Origin of the sequence: Shigella sp. FC1567 (assembly GCF_001743015.1) — a bacterium.
Lineage (GTDB): Bacteria > Pseudomonadota > Gammaproteobacteria > Enterobacterales > Enterobacteriaceae > Escherichia > Escherichia coli.
In genome coordinates, this window is record NZ_MIIV01000530.1 from 1 (window position 1) to 17,202 (window position 17,202).

General features: G+C 51.2%; 11 protein-coding genes and 3 pseudogenes. 9 read left to right on the plus strand and 5 right to left on the minus strand.

What is annotated here, in order from left to right; genetic code table 11:
- On the minus strand, positions 1–165 hold a 165-nt coding region (locus BHE85_RS24695), incomplete at its 3' end, for an IS1 family transposase (RefSeq protein ID WP_047664789.1).
- Positions 166–462: 297 nt separating this feature from the next.
- Between BHE85_RS24695 and ssuE the strand changes: the two genes are divergently transcribed.
- The 5 genes and pseudogenes from ssuE (at position 463) to ssuB (ending at position 4,682) form a co-directional block, all read left to right on the plus strand.
- Positions 463–1,038 carry an NADPH-dependent FMN reductase gene (ssuE, locus tag BHE85_RS24700; RefSeq protein ID WP_001263942.1) on the plus strand — a complete coding sequence of 192 codons (576 nt, stop codon included), beginning with the start codon at positions 463–465 and terminating at the stop codon, positions 1,036–1,038.
- Positions 1,031–1,990 (plus strand): aliphatic sulfonate ABC transporter substrate-binding protein SsuA, encoded by a 960-nt coding sequence (gene ssuA / locus BHE85_RS24705; protein ID WP_039064192.1) that lies wholly within the window; start codon positions 1,031–1,033, stop codon positions 1,988–1,990. Before ssuE ends, ssuA begins: the two co-directional genes overlap by 8 nt.
- A pseudogene (gene ssuD / locus BHE85_RS24710) lies at positions 1,987–3,132 on the plus strand (FMNH2-dependent alkanesulfonate monooxygenase). The gene ssuA and the pseudogene ssuD overlap by 4 nt, the downstream one beginning before the upstream one ends.
- 64 nt (positions 3,133–3,196) lie before the next feature.
- A pseudogene (gene ssuC, locus BHE85_RS24715) lies at positions 3,197–3,934 on the plus strand (aliphatic sulfonate ABC transporter permease SsuC).
- A pseudogene (ssuB, locus tag BHE85_RS24720) lies at positions 3,931–4,682 on the plus strand (aliphatic sulfonates ABC transporter ATP-binding protein). Before ssuC ends, ssuB begins: the two co-directional pseudogenes overlap by 4 nt.
- Before the next feature lie 42 nt (positions 4,683–4,724).
- Here ssuB and pepN read toward each other — a convergent pair.
- The gene (gene pepN / locus BHE85_RS24725; RefSeq protein WP_000193834.1) at positions 4,725–7,337 is read right to left on the minus strand and encodes an aminopeptidase N; all 2,613 of its coding nucleotides are present in this window, start codon (positions 7,335–7,337) and stop codon (positions 4,725–4,727) included.
- A 265-nt stretch (positions 7,338–7,602) separates the two neighbouring features.
- Between pepN and pncB the strand changes: the two genes are divergently transcribed.
- From pncB to aspC, 4 genes are all read left to right on the plus strand, one after another.
- Entirely contained in the window at positions 7,603–8,805 is a 1,203-nt protein-coding gene (gene pncB, locus BHE85_RS24730) for a nicotinate phosphoribosyltransferase (protein WP_001323688.1), read from the plus strand.
- A gap of 168 nt (positions 8,806–8,973) precedes the next feature.
- Positions 8,974–10,374: an asparagine--tRNA ligase gene (gene asnS / locus BHE85_RS24735; RefSeq protein ID WP_000117881.1), complete on the plus strand. Its 1,401-nt coding sequence runs from the start codon at positions 8,974–8,976 to the stop codon at positions 10,372–10,374.
- Positions 10,375–10,975: 601 nt separating this feature from the next.
- Complete coding sequence (gene ompF / locus BHE85_RS24740; RefSeq protein WP_000977920.1) at positions 10,976–12,064, plus strand: porin OmpF; 1,089 nt, start codon at positions 10,976–10,978, stop codon at positions 12,062–12,064.
- A 184-nt stretch (positions 12,065–12,248) separates the two neighbouring features.
- A complete protein-coding gene (gene aspC, locus BHE85_RS24745; protein WP_000462672.1) occupies positions 12,249–13,439 on the plus strand; it encodes an aspartate transaminase in 1,191 nt (396 codons plus the stop codon).
- A 220-nt stretch (positions 13,440–13,659) separates the two neighbouring features.
- Here the strand turns inward: aspC and gloC are convergent, their stop codons facing one another.
- The 3 genes from gloC to ldtD form a co-directional block, all read right to left on the minus strand.
- A complete protein-coding gene (gene gloC, locus BHE85_RS24750) occupies positions 13,660–14,307 on the minus strand; it encodes a hydroxyacylglutathione hydrolase GloC (RefSeq protein ID WP_001109487.1) in 648 nt (215 codons plus the stop codon).
- Positions 14,308–14,333: 26 nt separating this feature from the next.
- Positions 14,334–14,882 (minus strand): YcbK family protein, encoded by a 549-nt coding sequence (locus tag BHE85_RS24755; RefSeq protein ID WP_001295932.1) that lies wholly within the window; start codon positions 14,880–14,882, stop codon positions 14,334–14,336.
- Positions 14,883–15,062: 180 nt separating this feature from the next.
- A complete protein-coding gene (gene ldtD / locus BHE85_RS24760) occupies positions 15,063–16,910 on the minus strand; it encodes a L,D-transpeptidase (protein ID WP_000925997.1) in 1,848 nt (615 codons plus the stop codon).
- Positions 16,911–17,202 lie beyond the last annotated feature (292 nt).

Below are 17,202 nucleotides of genomic sequence, written 5' to 3' on the forward strand. Positions count from 1 at the left end.
TTTCTGGTGCGTACCGGGCTGAGAGGCGGTGTAAGTGAACTGTAGTTGCCATGTTTTACGGCAATGAGAGCAGAGATAGCGCTGATGTCCGGCAGTGCTTTTGCCGTTACGCACCACGCCTTCAGTAGCGGAGCAGGAAGGACATCTGATGGAAATGGAAGCCACGCAAGCACCTTAAAATCACCATCATACACTAAATCAGTAAGTTGGCAGCATTACCCAAATCTTTAATTTATAGATTTCATGAATATTTAAATATTAACTGAACGAGTAATTCATTGATTCAACATCTAATGACTATCCAACAAATAAATATGCGTGATATATAAAGCCCTTTCTTTAGTTTATTTTCAGAAAAAGATACACAAAATTTATATTTGGCATTTTCTTGTCTCTCCGACAGACTGACCGAATTGTTATCAATGTTAACAAAAAAAGAACAATTGGTTATAAGGAGAGAGTATGCGTGTCATCACCCTGGCGGGTAGTCCTCGCTTTCCTTCTCGCTCCAGCTCCTTGCTGGAATATGCGCGGGAAAAACTAAATGGCCTGGATGTAGAGGTTTATCACTGGAATCTGCAAAACTTCGTCCCGGAAGATCTGCTTTATGCTCGTTTCGATAGTCCGGCACTCAAGACCTTCACCGAACAGCTGCAACAGGCTGATGGACTGATAGTCGCTACACCTGTGTATAAAGCCGCCTATTCCGGCGCGCTGAAAACCCTGCTCGACCTGCTGCCAGAGCGCGCTTTGCAAGGCAAAGTGGTGCTACCGCTGGCGACGGGCGGTACCGTGGCCCATCTGCTGGCGGTCGATTATGCCCTTAAACCAGTTTTAAGCGCACTGAAAGCTCAGGAGATCCTGCACGGCGTGTTTGCCGATGACTCACAAGTAATTGATTACCATCACAGACCCCAGTTCACGCCAAATCTGCAAACCCGTCTTGATACCGCGCTAGAAACTTTCTGGCAGGCATTGCACCGCCGCGATGTTCAGGTTCCTGACCTTCTGTCTCTGCGAGGTAATGCCCATGCGTAACATCATTAAACTGGCGCTGGTGGGATTGCTTAGCGTCTCTACGATTGCGGTTGCTGCAGAATCCTCGCCTGAAGCGTTATGTATAGGCTATCAGAAAGGCAGTATTGGTATGGTACTGGCAAAAAGCCACCAGTTACTGGAAAAACGCTATCCGCAATCAAAAATCTCCTGGGTGGAGTTCCCCGCGGGTCCGCAAATGTTGGAAGCCTTAAACGTTGGCAGTATTGATCTCGGCAGTACCGGGGATATTCCGCCAATCTTTGCCCAGGCTGCCGGGGCTGATTTGGTATATGTGGGCGTCGAGCCACCGAAGCCCAAAGCCGAAGTGATTCTGGTGGCAGAAAACAGCCCGATCAAAACCGTAGCCGATCTTAAAGGTCACAAAGTTGCCTTTCAGAAAGGTTCCAGTTCACACAACCTTTTACTGCGTGCACTGCGTCAGGCCGGACTTAAGTTTACCGATATCCAACCCACTTACCTGACGCCCGCTGATGCCCGCGCCGCGTTCCAGCAAGGTAACGTTGACGCCTGGGCTATCTGGGATCCCTACTACTCTGCTGCATTATTACAGGGCGGCATGCGGGTGCTGAAAGACGGCACCGATCTCAATCAAACTGGATCGTTTTATCTGGCAGCTCGTCCCTATGCAGAAAAAAACGGCGCTTTTATTCAGGGCGTACTGGCAACCTTTAGTGAGGCCGATGCGTTAACCCGCAGCCAGCGCGAGCAAAGCATCGCTTTACTGGCAAAAACGATGGGCTTACCGGCACCGGTGATTGCCTCTTACTTAGATCATCGCCCTCCTACCACCATCAAACCGGTTAACGCCGAGGTTGCCGCCTTACAGCAGCAAACGGCAGATCTGTTTTATGAAAATCGTCTGGTGCCGAAAAAAGTCGATATTCGCCAGCGCATCTGGCAGCCCACTCAACTGGAAGGAAAACAATTATGAGTCTGAATATGTTCTGGTTTTTACCGACCCACGGTGACGGGCACTATCTGGGAACGGAAGAAGGTTCACGCCCGGTTGATCACGGTTATCTGCAACAAATTGCGCAAGCGGCGGATCGTCTGGGCTATACCGGTGTGCTGATCCCAACGGGGCGATCGTGTGAAGATGCGTGGCTGGTGGCGGCGTCGATGATCCCGGTGACGCAGCGGCTGAAGTTTCTTGTCGCCCTGCGCCCCAGCGTAACCTCACCTACCGTTGCCGCTCGCCAGGCCGCCACGCTTGACCGTCTCTCAAATGGTCGTGCGTTGTTTAATCTGGTCACAGGCAGCGATCCACAAGAGCTGGCAGGCGACGGCGTGTTCCTTGATCATAGCGAGCGCTACGAAGCCTCGGCGGAATTTACCTAGGTCTGGCGGCGCTTATTGCTGGGGGAAACCGTCAATTTCAACGGTAAACATATTCATGTGCGCGGAGCAAAACTGCTCTTCCCGCCGATTCAACAGCCTTATCCTCCGCTTTACTTTGGCGGATCGTCAGACGTCGCCCAGGAGCTGGCGGCAGAACAAGTTGATCTCTACCTCACCTGGGGCGAACCGCCAGAACTAGTAAAAGAGAAGATCGAACAAGTGCGGGCGAAAGCTGCCGCGCATGGACGCAAAATTCGTTTCGGTATTCGTCTGCATGTGATTGTTCGTGAAACTAACGACGAAGCGTGGCAGGCCGCCGAGCGGTTAATCTCGCATCTTGATGATGAAACTATCGCCAAAGCACAGGCCGCATTCGCCCGGACGGATTCCGTAGGACAACAGCGAATGGCGGCGTTACATAACGGCAAGCGCGACAATCTGGAGATCAGCCCCAATTTATGGGCGGGCGTTGGCTTAGTGCGCGGCGGTGCCGGAACGGCGCTGGTGGGCGATGGTCCTACGGTCGCTGCGCGAATCAACGAATACGCCGCGCTTGGCATCGACAGCTTTGTGCTTTCGGGCTATCCGCATCTGGAAGAAGCGTATCGGGTCGGCGAGTTGCTGTTCCCACATCTGGATGTCGCCATTCCGGAAATTCCCCAGCCGCAGCCGCTGAATCCGCAAGGCGAAGCGGTGGCGAATGATTTTATCCCCCGTAAAGTCGCGCAAAGCTAAGGAAGAAATAATGGCAACGCCAGTGAAGAAGTGGTTATTGCGCGTTGCCCCCTAGTTTTTACCGGTGGGCATCGTGGCGGTGTGGCAACTGGCCTCCTCAGTTGGCTGGCTGTCGACGCGTATTTTGCCCTCACCGGAAGGGGTGGTGACGGCGTTCTGGACGCTCTCCGCCAGCGGCGAACTGTGGCAGCATCTGGCGATCAGTTCCTAGCGGGCGCTGATTGGCTTTTCAATTGGCGGATCGCTGGGGTTGATTTTGGGACTGATTAGCGGGCTATCTCGCTGGGGAGAACGGCTGCTGGATACCTCAATTCAGATGTTGCGCAACGTGCCGCATCTGGCGCTGATCCCGCTGGTGATTTTGTGGTTTGGCATTGATGAATCCGCAAAAATCTTTCTGGTGGCGCTCGGTACGCTGTTTCCCATTTATATCAACACCTGGCATGGCATCCGTAATATCGATCGCGGGCTGGTGGAGATGGCGCGTAGCTATGGGTTATCCGGCATACCGCTGTTTATCCATGTGATCCTGCCTGGTGCCCTGCCCTCAATTATGGTCGGCGTGCGTTTTGCGTTGGGCCTGATGTGGCTGACGCTGATTGTTGCCGAAACCATTTCTGCCAATTCCGGCATTGGTTATCTGGCGATGAATGCGCGAGAGTTTTTGCAAACGGACGTGGTGGTAGTCGCTATTATTCTTTACGCCCTGCTCGGCAAACTTGCTGACGTCAGCGCGCAGCTGTTAGAGCGCCTCTGGTTGCGCTGGAACCCGGCTTATCATTTGAAGGAGGCCACGGTATGAATACTGCTCGTCTGAACCAGGGCACACCATTGTTGCTCAATGCAGTAAGCAAACATTACGCGGAAAATATCGTCCTGAACCAACTGGATTTACATATTCCGACAGGTCAGTTTGTGGCGGTGGTGGCAAAAGTACCCTGCTGCGCCTGCTGGCCGGGCTGGAAACGCCAACCGCAGGCGATGTGTTGGCAGGCACCACACCGCTGGCTGAAATTCAGGAAGACACGCGAATGATGTTTCAGGATGCGCGTCTGCTACCGTGGAAATCGGTGATTGATAACGTTGGGTTAGGCCTTAAAGGCCAGTGGCGCGATGCCGCGCGTCGGGCGTTGGCTGCGGTAGGACTGGAGAATCGCGCCGGGGAATGGCCTGCCGCACTTTCAGGCGGGCAGAAACAGCGAGTGGTGCTGGCAAGAGCGTTGATTCATCGACCGGGTTTATTGTTGCTTGATGAACCGCTCGGGGCACTGGACGCCTTAACGCGACTCGAGATGCAGGATTTGATTGTGTCACTTTGGCAGGAGCACGGCTTTACCGTACTGTTGGTGACGCATGATGTGAGCGAAGCGGTAGCAATGGCTGACCGGGTGTTATTAATTGAAGAGGGAAAAATTGGTCTGGATTTGACAGTGGATATCCCCCCTCCGCGTCGATTAGGGTCGGTGCGATTAGCGGAGCTGGAATCGGAAGTGTTGCAAAGGGTGATGCAGCGTGGTGAATCTGAAATTCGCCTGAGAAAACAGGGGTAAATTCCCCGAATGGCGGCGCTATTGCCGCCATTCGGTTATTTATCAAGCCAGTGCTTTGGTGATCTTCTCGTACAGATCGCCAGAGAGATTTTCCAGCCCTTTCAACTGTTCCAGCGCCGCGCGCATTTTCTCCTGACGTTTGGCATCATAACGTTTCAGGCGAATCAGCGGTTCAATCAGACGTGAAGCCACCTGCGGGTTACGGCTGTTGAGGTCGGTAAGCATTTCCACCAGGAACTGGTAACCGCTCCCATCTTCGGCATGGAACGCTGCCGGATTGCTGCCCGCAAACGCGCCAATCAACGAACGAATACGGTTCGGGTTGCTCATGGTAAATGAGCGATGCTGCAACAGACCGCGCACCGTCTCCAGCACATTCGCCGCCGGGCTGGTGGCTTGCAGGATAAACCATTTATCCATCACCAGACCGTCCTGATGCCACTTATCGTCGTATTCCTGCATCAGCGCATCACGGCATGGCAGCTGTGCGGCAACCGCCGCAGAAAGCGCCGCCAGCGCATCGGTCATATTGTTCGCTTCGTGGAACTGCTTGCTCACCAGCACGTCAGCCAGATGCGTTTCACCAAAAGCAAGGAAGCGCAGGCAGGCATTACGCAGAGTGCGTTTCGCAATATCTTCATGCTCAACACGGTACTCGCTCTGGTAATTCGCGTTGTAAATAGCCAGCAGCTCATCCGCCAGTTCAGTCGCCAGAGTACGAGTGAGTGCTTCGCGTACTTCGGCAATAGCAATCGGGTCGATGATATCGAACAGTTCAGCCATTTCATTGACAGAAGGCAGCGTCAGGATTTCTGCCGCCAGCGCCGGATCAATCTTCTCATCGAGCAGCACTGCGCGGAAAGCGTCAGCCACATGTACCGGCAGAGACAGCGGCTGCCCTTGCTGATGTCGGGCGACGTTCAGCTTGATGTAGGTTGCCAGCAGGCTTTGTGCCGCATCCCAGCGGGAGAAATCATTACGCGCATGACGCATCAGGAAGGTCAGTTGCTGATCGCTCCACTTATATTCCAGTTTCACTGGCGCAGAGAATTCGCACAGCAGCGCAGGCACCGGCTGGAAGTAGACATTATCAAAAACAAAGGTCTGTTCCGCCTGGGTGACGTTCAGCACGGAATTCACCGGATGACCGCCTTTCTGCAACGAGATCACTTTGCCTTCGTTGTCATACAATTCGATGGCAAACGGAATATGCAGCGGCTGTTTTTCTGCCTGATCCGGCGTGGCTGGCGTGCGCTGGCTGATGGTCAGGGTGTACTGCTCGGTTTCCGGATTGTAGTCGTCTTTGACGGTCACAATCGGCGTGCCGGACTGGCTGTACCAACGGCGGAAATGGGAGAGATCGACATTCGACGCATCTTCCATCGCCTGCACAAAGTCGTCGCAGGTTGCCGCGCTGCCATCATGGCGCTCGAAATAGAGTTGCATCCCTTTCTGGAAGTTTTCTTCGCCCAGCAGGGTGTGGATCATACGGATCACTTCCGCGCCCTTCTCGTAAACGGTCAGGGTATAGAAGTTGTTCATCTCAATGACCATGTCCGGGCGGATCGGGTGCGCCATCGGGCTGGCGTCTTCCGCAAACTGCAATCCGCGCATGGTGCGCACATTATTGATGCGGTTAACTGCACGGGAACCAAGGTCAGAGCTGAATTCCTGATCGCGGAAGACGGTTAAACCTTCTTTCAGGCTGAGCTGGAACCAGTCGCGGCAGGTGACTCGGTTACCGGTCCAGTTATGGAAATATTCATGGCCGATAACGCGTTCAATATCGAGGTAATCTTTGTCAGTGGCGGTGTCGGTGCGGGCCAGCACATATTTGGAGTTAAAGATATTCAAACCCTTATTCTCCATTGCGCCCATATTGAAGAAATCCACCGCGACGATCATATAGATGTCGAGGTCATACTCCAGGCCGAAGCGTTCTTCATCCCATTTCATTGAGTTTTTCAGCGAGGTCATCGCCCACGGCGCGCGATCAAGGTTGCCGCGATCGACGTACAGCTCCAGCGCCACTTCGCGACCAGAACGCGTGGTAAAGGTGTCGCGCAGTACATCAAAGTCGCCTGCCACCAGCGCAAACAGGTAGCACGGTTTCGGGAACGGGTCCTGCCACTGTACCCAATGGCGTCCGTTTTCCAGTTCACCTTGCGCAACGCGGTTACCGTTGGAAAGCAGGAAGGGATATTTGGTTTTATCGGCAATAATTTTGGTGGTAAAACGCGCCAGCACGTCCGGGCGGTCGAGATAATACGTAATATGGCGGAAACCTTCGGCTTCACACTGGGTGCAAAGCGCATCGCCTGACTGATAAAGCCCTTCCAGCGCGGTATTCGCCGCCGGGCTTATTTCATTAACGATCTTAAGCGTAAAATGCTCCGGCAAATTACTGATGACCAGTGCGCCCTCTTCTTCTTTCCAGGCGGTCCACGGCTCATCATTAATATGAACAGAAACCAGTTTGAGGTCTTCGCCGTTGAGACGAAGCGGAGCATCTGATGCACCATGACGGACAGCCTGGCTGACCGCGGTAACGACCGTCTTTTGCGCGTCGAGGTCAAAGGTCAAGTCAATATCAGTAATCTGGTAATCCGGCGCACGATAATCGTGACGGTATTTGGCTTGTGGCTGTTGAGTCATAAATAACCTTTAGCATCTTTTATAGAGTCTGGTGTTCAGTCTATTCCTGTTGCGTAAATCGCGCTATGCAGAATCTTCATCTTTTCAGGTACAAACGCCTTTATTGCTACATTTTTATAACATACACCGCGTAATGCCATCGACCAGAAAGGTGGCATATGGTGTGATCGGGGTTCAATAAATTGCGAAACAAGGTATACTCCAGCAGTTCCTGAAGATGTTTATTGTACTAAACGCTCCTGTACGAGGATGCTACTGCGCACCTATGACACAATTCGCTTCTCCTGTTCTGCACTCGTTGCTGGATACAGATGCTTATAAGTTGCATATGCAGCAAGCCGTGTTTCATCACTATTACGATGTGCATGTCGCGGCGGAGTTTCGTTGCCGAGGTGACGATCTGCTGGGTATTTATGCCGATGCTATTCGTGAACAGATTCAGGCGATGCAGCACCTGCGCCTGCAGGATGATGAATATCAGTGGCTCTCTGCCCTGCCTTTCTTTAAGGCCGACTATCTTAACTGGTTACGCGAATTCCGCTTTAACCCGGAACAAGTCACCGTGTCCAACGATAATGGCAAGCTGGATATTCGCTTAAGCGGTCCGTGGCGTGAAGTCATCCTCTGGGAAGTTCCTTTGCTGGCGGTTATCAGTGAAATGGTACATCGCTATCGCTCACCGCAGGCCGACGTTGCGCAAGCCCTCGACACGCTGGAAAGCAAATTAGTCGACTTCTCGGCGTTAACCGCCGGTCTTGATATGTCGCGCTTCCATCTGATGGATTTTGGCACCCGTCGCCGTTTTTCTCGCGAAGTACAAGAAACCATCGTTAAGCGTCTGCAACAGGAATCCTGGTTCGTGGGCACCAGCAACTACGATCTGGCGCGTCGGCTTTCCCTCACGCCGATGGGAACACAGGCGCACGAATGGTTCCAGGCACATCAGCAAATCAGCCCGGACCTAGCCAACAGCCAGCGAGCTGCACTTGCTGCCTGGCTGGAAGAATATCCCGACCAACTTGGCATTGCATTAACCGACTGCATCACTATGGATGCTTTCCTGCGTGATTTCGGTGTCGAGTTCGCCAGTCGGTATCAGGGCCTGCGTCATGACTCTGGCGACCCGGTTGAATGGGGTGAAAAAGCCATTGCACATTATAAAAAGCTGGGAATTGATCCACAGAGTAAAACGCTGGTTTTCTCTGACAATCTGGATTTACGCAAAGCGGTTGAGCTATACCGCCACTTCTCTTCCCGCGTGCAATTAAGTTTTGGTATTGGGACTCGCCTGACCTGCGATATCCCCCAGGTAAAACCCCTGAATATTGTGATTAAGTTGGTAGAGTGTAACGGTAAACCGGTGGCGAAACTTTCTGACAGCCCTGGCAAAACTATCTGCCATGATAAAGCGTTTGTTCGGGCGCTGCGCAAAGCGTTCGACCTTCCGCATATTAAAAAAGCCAGTTAATATCATCAGGGAGCTAATCGGCTCCCTTTTTTTACCTTTAATTCCGAAATCTTTCGCTGCATTTGCGAATTCTGCTTGTCTGATTGCAGATGCCAGGTAACATAGGTATCCCCCCATTTACGGGTGGACAAGTGTTTATTTTTTCCGACTATTAACAGAGAGAATATTATGAGCGTTGTGCCTGTAGCCGACGTACTCCAGGGCCGCGTAGCCGTTGACAGCGAAGTCACCGTACGCGGATGGGTACGTACCCGCCGAGATTCAAAAGCTGGCATCTCCTTCCTCGCCGTTTATGACGGTTCCTGCTTTGATCCTGTACAGGCTGTCATCAATAATTCTCTGCCCAATTACAATGAAGACGTCCTGCGTCTGACCACCGGCTGCTCGGTCATTGTGACGGGTAAAGTCGTGGCGTCGCCGGGCCAGGGGCAACAATTTGAAATTCAGGCCAGCAAAGTTGAAGTTGCTGGTTGGGTTGAAGATCCAGACACTTACCCGATGGCGGCAAAACGCCACAGCATTGAGTATCTGCGTGAAGTCGCTCACCTGCGTCCGCGCACAAACCTGATTGGTGCCGTCGCGCGCGTTCGCCATACGCTGGCGCAGGCGCTGCATCGCTTCTTTAACGAGCAGGGATTCTTCTGGGTTTCAACGCCACTGATTACCGCATCTGATACCGAAGGTGCAGGCGAAATGTTCCGCGTTTCTACGCTGGATCTGGAAAACCTGCCGCGTAACGATCAGGGCAAAGTGGATTTCGACAAAGACTTCTTTGGTAAAGAGTCTTTCCTGACCGTATCTGGCCAGTTGAACGGCGAAACCTACGCTTGCGCATTATCCAAAATTTATACCTTCGGCCCGACTTTCCGTGCTGAAAACTCCAACACCAGCCGTCACCTGGCGGAATTCTGGATGCTGGAGCCGGAAGTGGCGTTTGCTAACCTGAACGATATCGCGGGTCTGGCTGAAGCCATGCTGAAATATGTCTTCAAAGCGGTTCTCGAAGAACGCGCAGACGACATGAAATTCTTCGCTGAACGCGTAGATAAAGATGCCGTTTCACGTCTGGAACGCTTCATTGAGGCCGATTTCGCGCAGGTGGATTACACCGACGCAGTGACCATTCTCGAAAACTGCGGCAGGAAGTTTGAAAACCCGGTTTACTGGGGCGTCGATCTCTCTTCTGAGCATGAGCGTTATCTGGCGGAAGAACACTTTAAAGCACCGGTAGTGGTTAAAAACTATCCGAAAGATATTAAAGCGTTCTATATGCGCCTCAACGAAGACGGTAAAACCGTTGCGGCTATGGACGTTCTGGCTCCGGGCATCGGTGAGATCATTGGAGGCTCCCAGCGTGAAGAACGTCTGGACGTTCTGGACGAGCGTATGCTGGAAATGGGCCTGAATAAAGAAGATTACTGGTGGTATCGCGATCTGCGTCGCTACGGTACTGTTCCGCATTCAGGTTTCGGTCTTGGTTTTGAACGCCTGATTGCTTACGTAACTGGCGTGCAAAACGTGCGTGATGTGATTCCGTTCCCACGTACTCCGCGCAACGCCAGCTTCTGATTTTCTTCCTCAAAGAGCCAGCGCCTGCTGGCTCTTTTTTATCCTTTCTGTCAAGTTATCTGTTTGTTAAGTCAAGCAATCTATTTGCAACCCCGCCATAACGATCATCCTGTTACGGAATATTACATTGCAACATTTACGCACAAAAAATAACCCGTATTCTTATTGCGGATTAGTTTTTTCTTAGCTGATAGCACAATTTTCATACTATTTTTTGGCATTCTGGATGTCTGAAAGAGGATTTTGTGCCAGGTCGATAAAGTTTCCATCAGAAACAAAATTTCCGCTTAGTTAATTTAAATATAAGTAAATCATATAAATAGATAAAAATTGCTGTAAATATCATCACGTTTCTATGGAAATATGACGGTGTTCACAAAGTTCCTTAATTTTTACTTTTGGTTACATATTTTTTCTTTTTGAAACTAAATCTTTATCTTTGCAGCACTTTCACGGTAGCGAAACGTTAGTTTGAATGGAAAGATGCCTGCAGACACATAAAGACACCAAACTCTCATCAATAGTTCCGTAAATTTTTATTGACAGAACTTATTGACGGCAGTGGCAGGTGTCATAAAAAAAACCATGAGGGTAATAAATAATGATGAAGCGCAATATTCTGGCAGTGATCGTCCCTGCTCTGTTAGTAGCAGGTACTGCAAACGCTGCAGAAATCTATAACAAAGATGGCAACAAAGTAGATCTGTACGGTAAAGCTGTTGGTCTGCATTATTTTTCCAAGGGTAACGGTGAAAACAGTTACGGTGGCAATGGCGACATGACCTATGCCCGTCTTGGTTTTAAAGGGGAAACTCAAATCAATTCCGATCTGACCGGTTATGGTCAGTGGGAATATAACTTCCAAGGTAACAACTCTGAAGGCGCTGACGCTCAAACTGGTAACAAAACGCGTCTGGCATTCGCGGGTCTTAAATACGCTGACGTTGGTTCTTTCGATTACGGCCGTAACTACGGTGTGGTTTATGATGCACTGGGTTACACCGATATGCTGCCAGAATTTGGTGGTGATACTGCATACAGCGATGACTTCTTCGTTGGTCGTGTTGGCGGCGTTGCTACCTATCGTAACTCCAACTTCTTTGGTCTGGTTGATGGCCTGAACTTCGCTGTTCAGTACCTGGGTAAAAACGAGCGTGACACTGCACGCCGTTCTAACGGCGACGGTGTTGGCGGTTCTATCAGCTACGAATACGAAGGCTTTGGTATCGTTGGTGCTTATGGTGCAGCTGACCGTACCAACCTGCAAGAAGCTCAACCTCTTGGCAACGGTAAAAAAGCTGAACAGTGGGCTACTGGTCTGAAGTACGACGCGAACAACATCTACCTGGCAGCGAACTACGGTGAAACCCGTAACGCTACGCCGATCACTAATAAATTTACAAACACCAGCGGCTTCGCCAACAAAACGCAAGACGTTCTGTTAGTTGCGCAATACCAGTTCGATTTCGGTCTGCGTCCGTCCATCGCTTACACCAAATCTAAAGCGAAAGACGTAGAAGGTATCGGTGATGTTGATCTGGTGAACTACTTTGAAGTGGGCGCAACCTACTACTTCAACAAAAACATGTCCACCTATGTTGACTACATCATCAACCAGATCGATTCTGATAACAAACTGGGCGTAGGTTCAGACGACACCGTTGCTGTGGGTATCGTTTACCAGTTCTAATAGCACACCTCTTTGTTAAATGCCGAAAAAACAGGACTTTGGTCCTGTTTTTTTTATACCTTCCAGAGCAATCTCACGTCTTGCAAAAACAGCCTGCGTTTTCATCAGTAATAGTTGGAATTTTGTAAATCTCCCGTTACCCTGATAGCGGACTTCCCTTCTGTAACCATAATGGAACCTCGTCATGTTTGAGAACATTACCGCCGCTCCTGCCGACCCGATTCTGGGCCTGGCCGATCTGTTTCGTGCCGATGAACGTCCCGGCAAAATTAACCTCGGGATTGGTGTCTATAAAGATGAGACGGGCAAAACCCCGGTACTGACCAGCGTGAAAAAGGCTGAACAGTATCTGCTCGAAAATGAAACCACCAAAAATTACCTCGGCATTGACGGCATCCCTGAATTTGGTCGCTGCACTCAGGAACTGCTGTTTGGTAAAGGTAGCGCCCTGATCAATGACAAACGTGCTCGCATGGCACAGACTCCGGGGGGCACTGGCGCACTACGCGTAGCTGCCGATTTCCTGGCAAAAAATACCAGCGTTAAGCGAGTGTGGGTGAGCAACCCAAGCTGGCCGAACCATAAGAGCGTCTTTAACTCTGCAGGTCTGGAAGTTCGTGAATACGCTTATTATGATGCGGAAAATCACACTCTTGACTTTGATGCACTGATTAACAGCCTGAATGAAGCTCAGGCTGGCGACGTAGTGCTGTTCCATGGCTGCTGCCATAACCCAACCGGTATCGACCCTACGCTGGAACAATGGCAGACACTGGCACAACTCTCCGTTGAGAAAGGCTGGTTACCGCTGTTTGACTTCGCTTACCAGGGTTTTGCCCGTGGTCTGGAAGAAGATGCTGAAGGACTGCGCGCTTTCGCGGCTATGCATAAAGAGCTGATTGTTGCCAGTTCCTACTCTAAAAACTTTGGCCTGTACAACGAGCGTGTTGGCGCTTGTACTCTGGTTGCTGCCGACAGTGAAACCGTTGATCGCGCATTCAGCCAAATGAAAGCGGCGATTCGCGCTAACTACTCTAACCCACCAGCACACGGCGCTTCTGTTGTTGCCACCATCCTGAGCAACGATGCGTTACGTGCGATTTGGGAACAAGAGCTGACTGATATGCGCCAGCGTATTCAGCGTATGCGTCAGTTGTTCGTCAATACGCTGCAGGAAAAAGGCGCAAACCGCGACTTCAGCTTTATCATCAAACAGAACGGCATGTTCTCCTTCAGTGGCCTGACAAAAGAACAAGTGCTGCGTCTGCGCGAAGAGTTTGGCGTATATGCGGTTGCTTCTGGTCGCGTAAATGTGGCCGGGATGACACCAGATAACATGGCTCCGCTGTGCGAAGCGATTGTGGCAGTGCTGTAAGCATTAAAAACAATGAAGCCCGCTGAAAAGCGGGCTGAGACTGATGACAAACGCAACATTGCCTGATGCGCTACGCTTATCAGGCCTACGCGTCCCCTGCAATATTTTGAATTTGCACGATTTTGTAGGCCGGATAAGGCGCTCGTGCCGCATCCGGCATAAACAAAGCGCACTTTGCCAGAAATCCAGGCCCGCATTAAAAGCGGGCTTTTTATGTGCCTTACCAGACGGGCATTTCGTCTTGCAGGAAGGGATTATGCAGGCGTTCATAACCAAGTGTGGATAATGGTCCGTGACCCGGAATAAATGTCACGTCATCCCCCAGTGGCAGCAATTTATCTTTGATTGAAGAAATCAGTTGATTATGATCGCCACGCGGGAAGTCACTGCGCCCTACTCCGCCTTTGAAAATAACATCGCCAGAAATCAGCAGCTTTGCCCGATCATCAAAAAACACGACATGACCCGGCGTATGCCCAGGGCAATGTAACACCTGTAAAGTCACATTTCCTATGCTGATGGTATCGCCTTCGTTCAGCCAACGATCTGGCGTCAGCGGCTGGCACTCTTCCAGACCAAACATACGACTTTGCGCAGGCAAGCCTTGCAGCCAGAACTCATCTTCTTTTTCCGGGCCAAAAACCGGCACGCCGTAATGTTGCGCCAGTTCCGCCGCTGCGCCAACGTGGTCCAGATGACCATGCGTCAGCAGGATCTGCATCAGTGTCAGGCCGCTGTCATCAACTTCCTGTTTGATTTTTTCCGCATCGCCGCCAGGATCGACCAGTGCGGCCAGACGGGTTTGTTCACACCAGATTAATGAACAGTTCTGGGAGAATGCGGTGACCGGAATAATACGATAGTTCATACTGCCCCTGTTTCGTTAAGCGATTGCTACCAGTGCCGTGCTGGCCCGGTATCAATATGCACAAAGTTACTACGTGGGTAATATCCTACACCACCTGCGCGCATAGATAACGCGGCTTTGCGAATATTGCTTAACGCGATACCTTCAATATGGAAATCCATCGCCTGGCCTTTAGTGTGATAGCTTTTCTTCGCTACTCCACGGCTGCGGGCGCGTAGTTCATTGTTGGTATCAATGGAACGATAACCGGAAATGAGTTGCACCGGTTTGCGCGTGCCTAACAACCCTTGCAGGCGATACAACTGGTCGAATAATCCTGGGTCGATGGACTTTATTTTGTTCGCGCGGTAATCGCGGAAAAAATGGTTAAGTTTTGCCAATTCTTCCTGAATATAGCCTCTGCCATCGAAAAACTCCGCTTTGATTGACTCTCCGGTATGAAGATTATTGAGTGTCAAAATGCGCGGGCGTGGGGTAGAGAGTGTTGCAAACGCAGGGGTCGGCAGGATGGCGGCACCGAGTGCAACGCCACCAAGCGCCAGCAATTTGCGGCGATTAGCGTCGAATTTGTCCATGATAATCAAGTCTACAGGTCAATGTTATCGTTTATATGCACTTCTGGCGCACAAGAGGCACCTTAACCGCCCGTAAAGCAGACGTCAAGATGACTCAACCCCAGCAGTGACGGGGGCTGCAGAGAATCGCCCCCAATCATGCTAATTATTACGACAACTGATTTCCCCGAACTACTTCATTTACCTGATTAATTGTTCCGCTTTCGATACGATTTGCGAGCTGGATCGCGCAGGCAGATCATAATTGTAAATATCTGTACGATACTGGGTACGACCATCTGCACCAACAAAGGCCGTCAGGTAGTAGAGATTCACCGGAATCGACTGCCGAATATTGACGTAACGTGTATCACCCTGCTTCAGCGCATCAGAAATACGTTTGTCATTCCAGCCTGCATCCTGCAACAGCATATTCGCCAGATCGGAAGCTTTATTCACTCGTACACAGCCTGAGCTCAATGCGCGTGTATCACGCTTGAACAGATTGTGGTTCGGCGTGTCATGCAAATAAATGGCCTCTGAACTCGGCATATTGAATTTATAGCGCCCCAGCGAGTTCCGTGGGCCTGGAGCCTGCTGGAAGCGGAACGGTAAATTCGAGGCCGTGATTGTAGACCAGTCAACCTGCCATGGGTCAATCGCTTCTCTGCTGTTCCAGCCACGCATCACCGTATAGCCATGGCTTTCGAGATATCCCGGATCGTTGCGCACTTTTGGCAGAATATCTTTGCGTGCCAGAGTTGGAGGTACGTTCCACGGCGGGTTTACCACTACGTTGTTAAGGGCACTGCTCATCATCGGCGTTTTGCGATCGGGGCGACCGACAATGACTCGCGAATCCAGCACCTGATTGCCGTTCTGATAGTAGACCAGCGAATAGGCCGGAATGTTAACCATGATCCCGGTAGAAAGCTCTGTTGGCAGCAAGCGCAATCGCTGGATGTTGAGAGCCAACACGCCAGCACGCTGGGCGGGCGTTACGTTTAACCAGTCACGTGTTGCCGGGCCAATAGCACCATCTGCCCCCAATCCTTGCCATGCCTGAAAACGTTTAACGGCTTCCACCAGTTCATTATCGTAGGCGGCGCGAACGGCAGGCGCAGGTTTACTACGAGACGTCGTTTGCTTGTCCATCGGCTTAGTTTCTGCTGTTTCAACAGTAACAGCGGATGGGCTGACTACCGCGTCAGTTGGCGTGTCATCGCCAGGTAGAGTAATTTTCGGCCCCCCGTCCAACATGCCTGTGCGTTGCAATATTTCGCGCAACGCCGGTACGTCGTTACTCCACTGCCCTGGGCGCAACGTTGCTTTGCCGGTCAGTTGGGGCCACGGTTTGGTGTCACTGAGTAAGGCCAGTAACGATTCATGCATCGCCGCATATTGCGGATGCTGCGGTGCCAGTCCTGCAACAAACGTAGGCAATTGACCTTTATCCAGCGCCAGCTGCCATTGGTTAATCACCGAGAGCGGCGGCGTTGCAAGTGCATAAGGTTTACTGCTATATAGCCAGCGAGTGCCTTTGACCGGAATATTTGCAATGAAATGGAGATAGCCCATCATCGCATCAGAGAGCACTACGTCGCGTGCCATCCCGTTAACACCAGGATCGGTCAGTAACTCTACCCATTTATTAAACTGCGGCTGGAAACCGGCAATCGCCACCTCTGCCAGCTGTTGCTGGAAGGCTTTAACAGCATCACGGTTTTCCCACATGGGTTGCATATCGCGTGCGGCATACAACAGTTGAAGCTGGTTAAGATAAACCGGCTTGTAACCTGCGGGTAATTGAGATTCGATTTGCGTGCGGGCTTTTTCTGCCGCACCTTCAGGCAATGGCTGGATCCCCGCCATTATTGCCGTGGCTTGCGCCTGCGGCAGTGCCTCGCCCTGTTCACTGACAGCCACCGGGCTGTCGCCAGGGATTACTTCAGGCTCATCGGCCTGCGCATTGAACAGTGGAGCGAATGTTACGGCCAGGCACAAACTGATTGCCGACAGCCGACGACCACACATCATATTAAGCAACATCCCTTGCCCCCTGTTTTTATCATACTCTGAATAGCCAGGCTGTTATTTTACGACTTGCCTGTACAACGCCAATACTCACGAAAGTATGACGAGCAAGCCTGTTACTCATCAGGCTTATCTTCAGTATATAAACGCCGATACGTTTTTACATAACCTAATGTAAAGAAGTTTAAAGAAAAGCGCGCCGTTATGTGTAATGCCGATCAGTTAAGGATCAGTTGACCGATCCAGTGGCTGTGTAAGAATCCGGAAACGCTCACTTGTTTCCGGATTTTTTTATGCACATTGGACA

Excerpts from the sequence above, each read along its gene's own strand:
- ssuE (WP_001263942.1), top strand. The coding sequence starts at position 463 with ATGCGTGTCATCACCCTGGCGGGTAGTCCTCGCTTTCCTTCTCGCTCC.
- ssuA (WP_039064192.1), top strand. The coding sequence starts at position 1,031 with ATGCGTAACATCATTAAACTGGCGCTGGTGGGATTGCTTAGCGTCTCT.
- pepN (WP_000193834.1), bottom strand. The coding sequence starts at position 7,337 with ATGACTCAACAGCCACAAGCCAAATACCGTCACGATTATCGTGCGCCG.
- pncB (WP_001323688.1), top strand. The coding sequence starts at position 7,603 with ATGACACAATTCGCTTCTCCTGTTCTGCACTCGTTGCTGGATACAGAT.
- asnS (WP_000117881.1), top strand. The coding sequence starts at position 8,974 with ATGAGCGTTGTGCCTGTAGCCGACGTACTCCAGGGCCGCGTAGCCGTT.
- ompF (WP_000977920.1), top strand. The coding sequence starts at position 10,976 with ATGATGAAGCGCAATATTCTGGCAGTGATCGTCCCTGCTCTGTTAGTA.
- aspC (WP_000462672.1), top strand. The coding sequence starts at position 12,249 with ATGTTTGAGAACATTACCGCCGCTCCTGCCGACCCGATTCTGGGCCTG.
- gloC (WP_001109487.1), bottom strand. The coding sequence starts at position 14,307 with ATGAACTATCGTATTATTCCGGTCACCGCATTCTCCCAGAACTGTTCA.
- BHE85_RS24755 (WP_001295932.1), bottom strand. The coding sequence starts at position 14,882 with ATGGACAAATTCGACGCTAATCGCCGCAAATTGCTGGCGCTTGGTGGC.
- ldtD (WP_000925997.1), bottom strand. The coding sequence starts at position 16,910 with ATGTTGCTTAATATGATGTGTGGTCGTCGGCTGTCGGCAATCAGTTTG.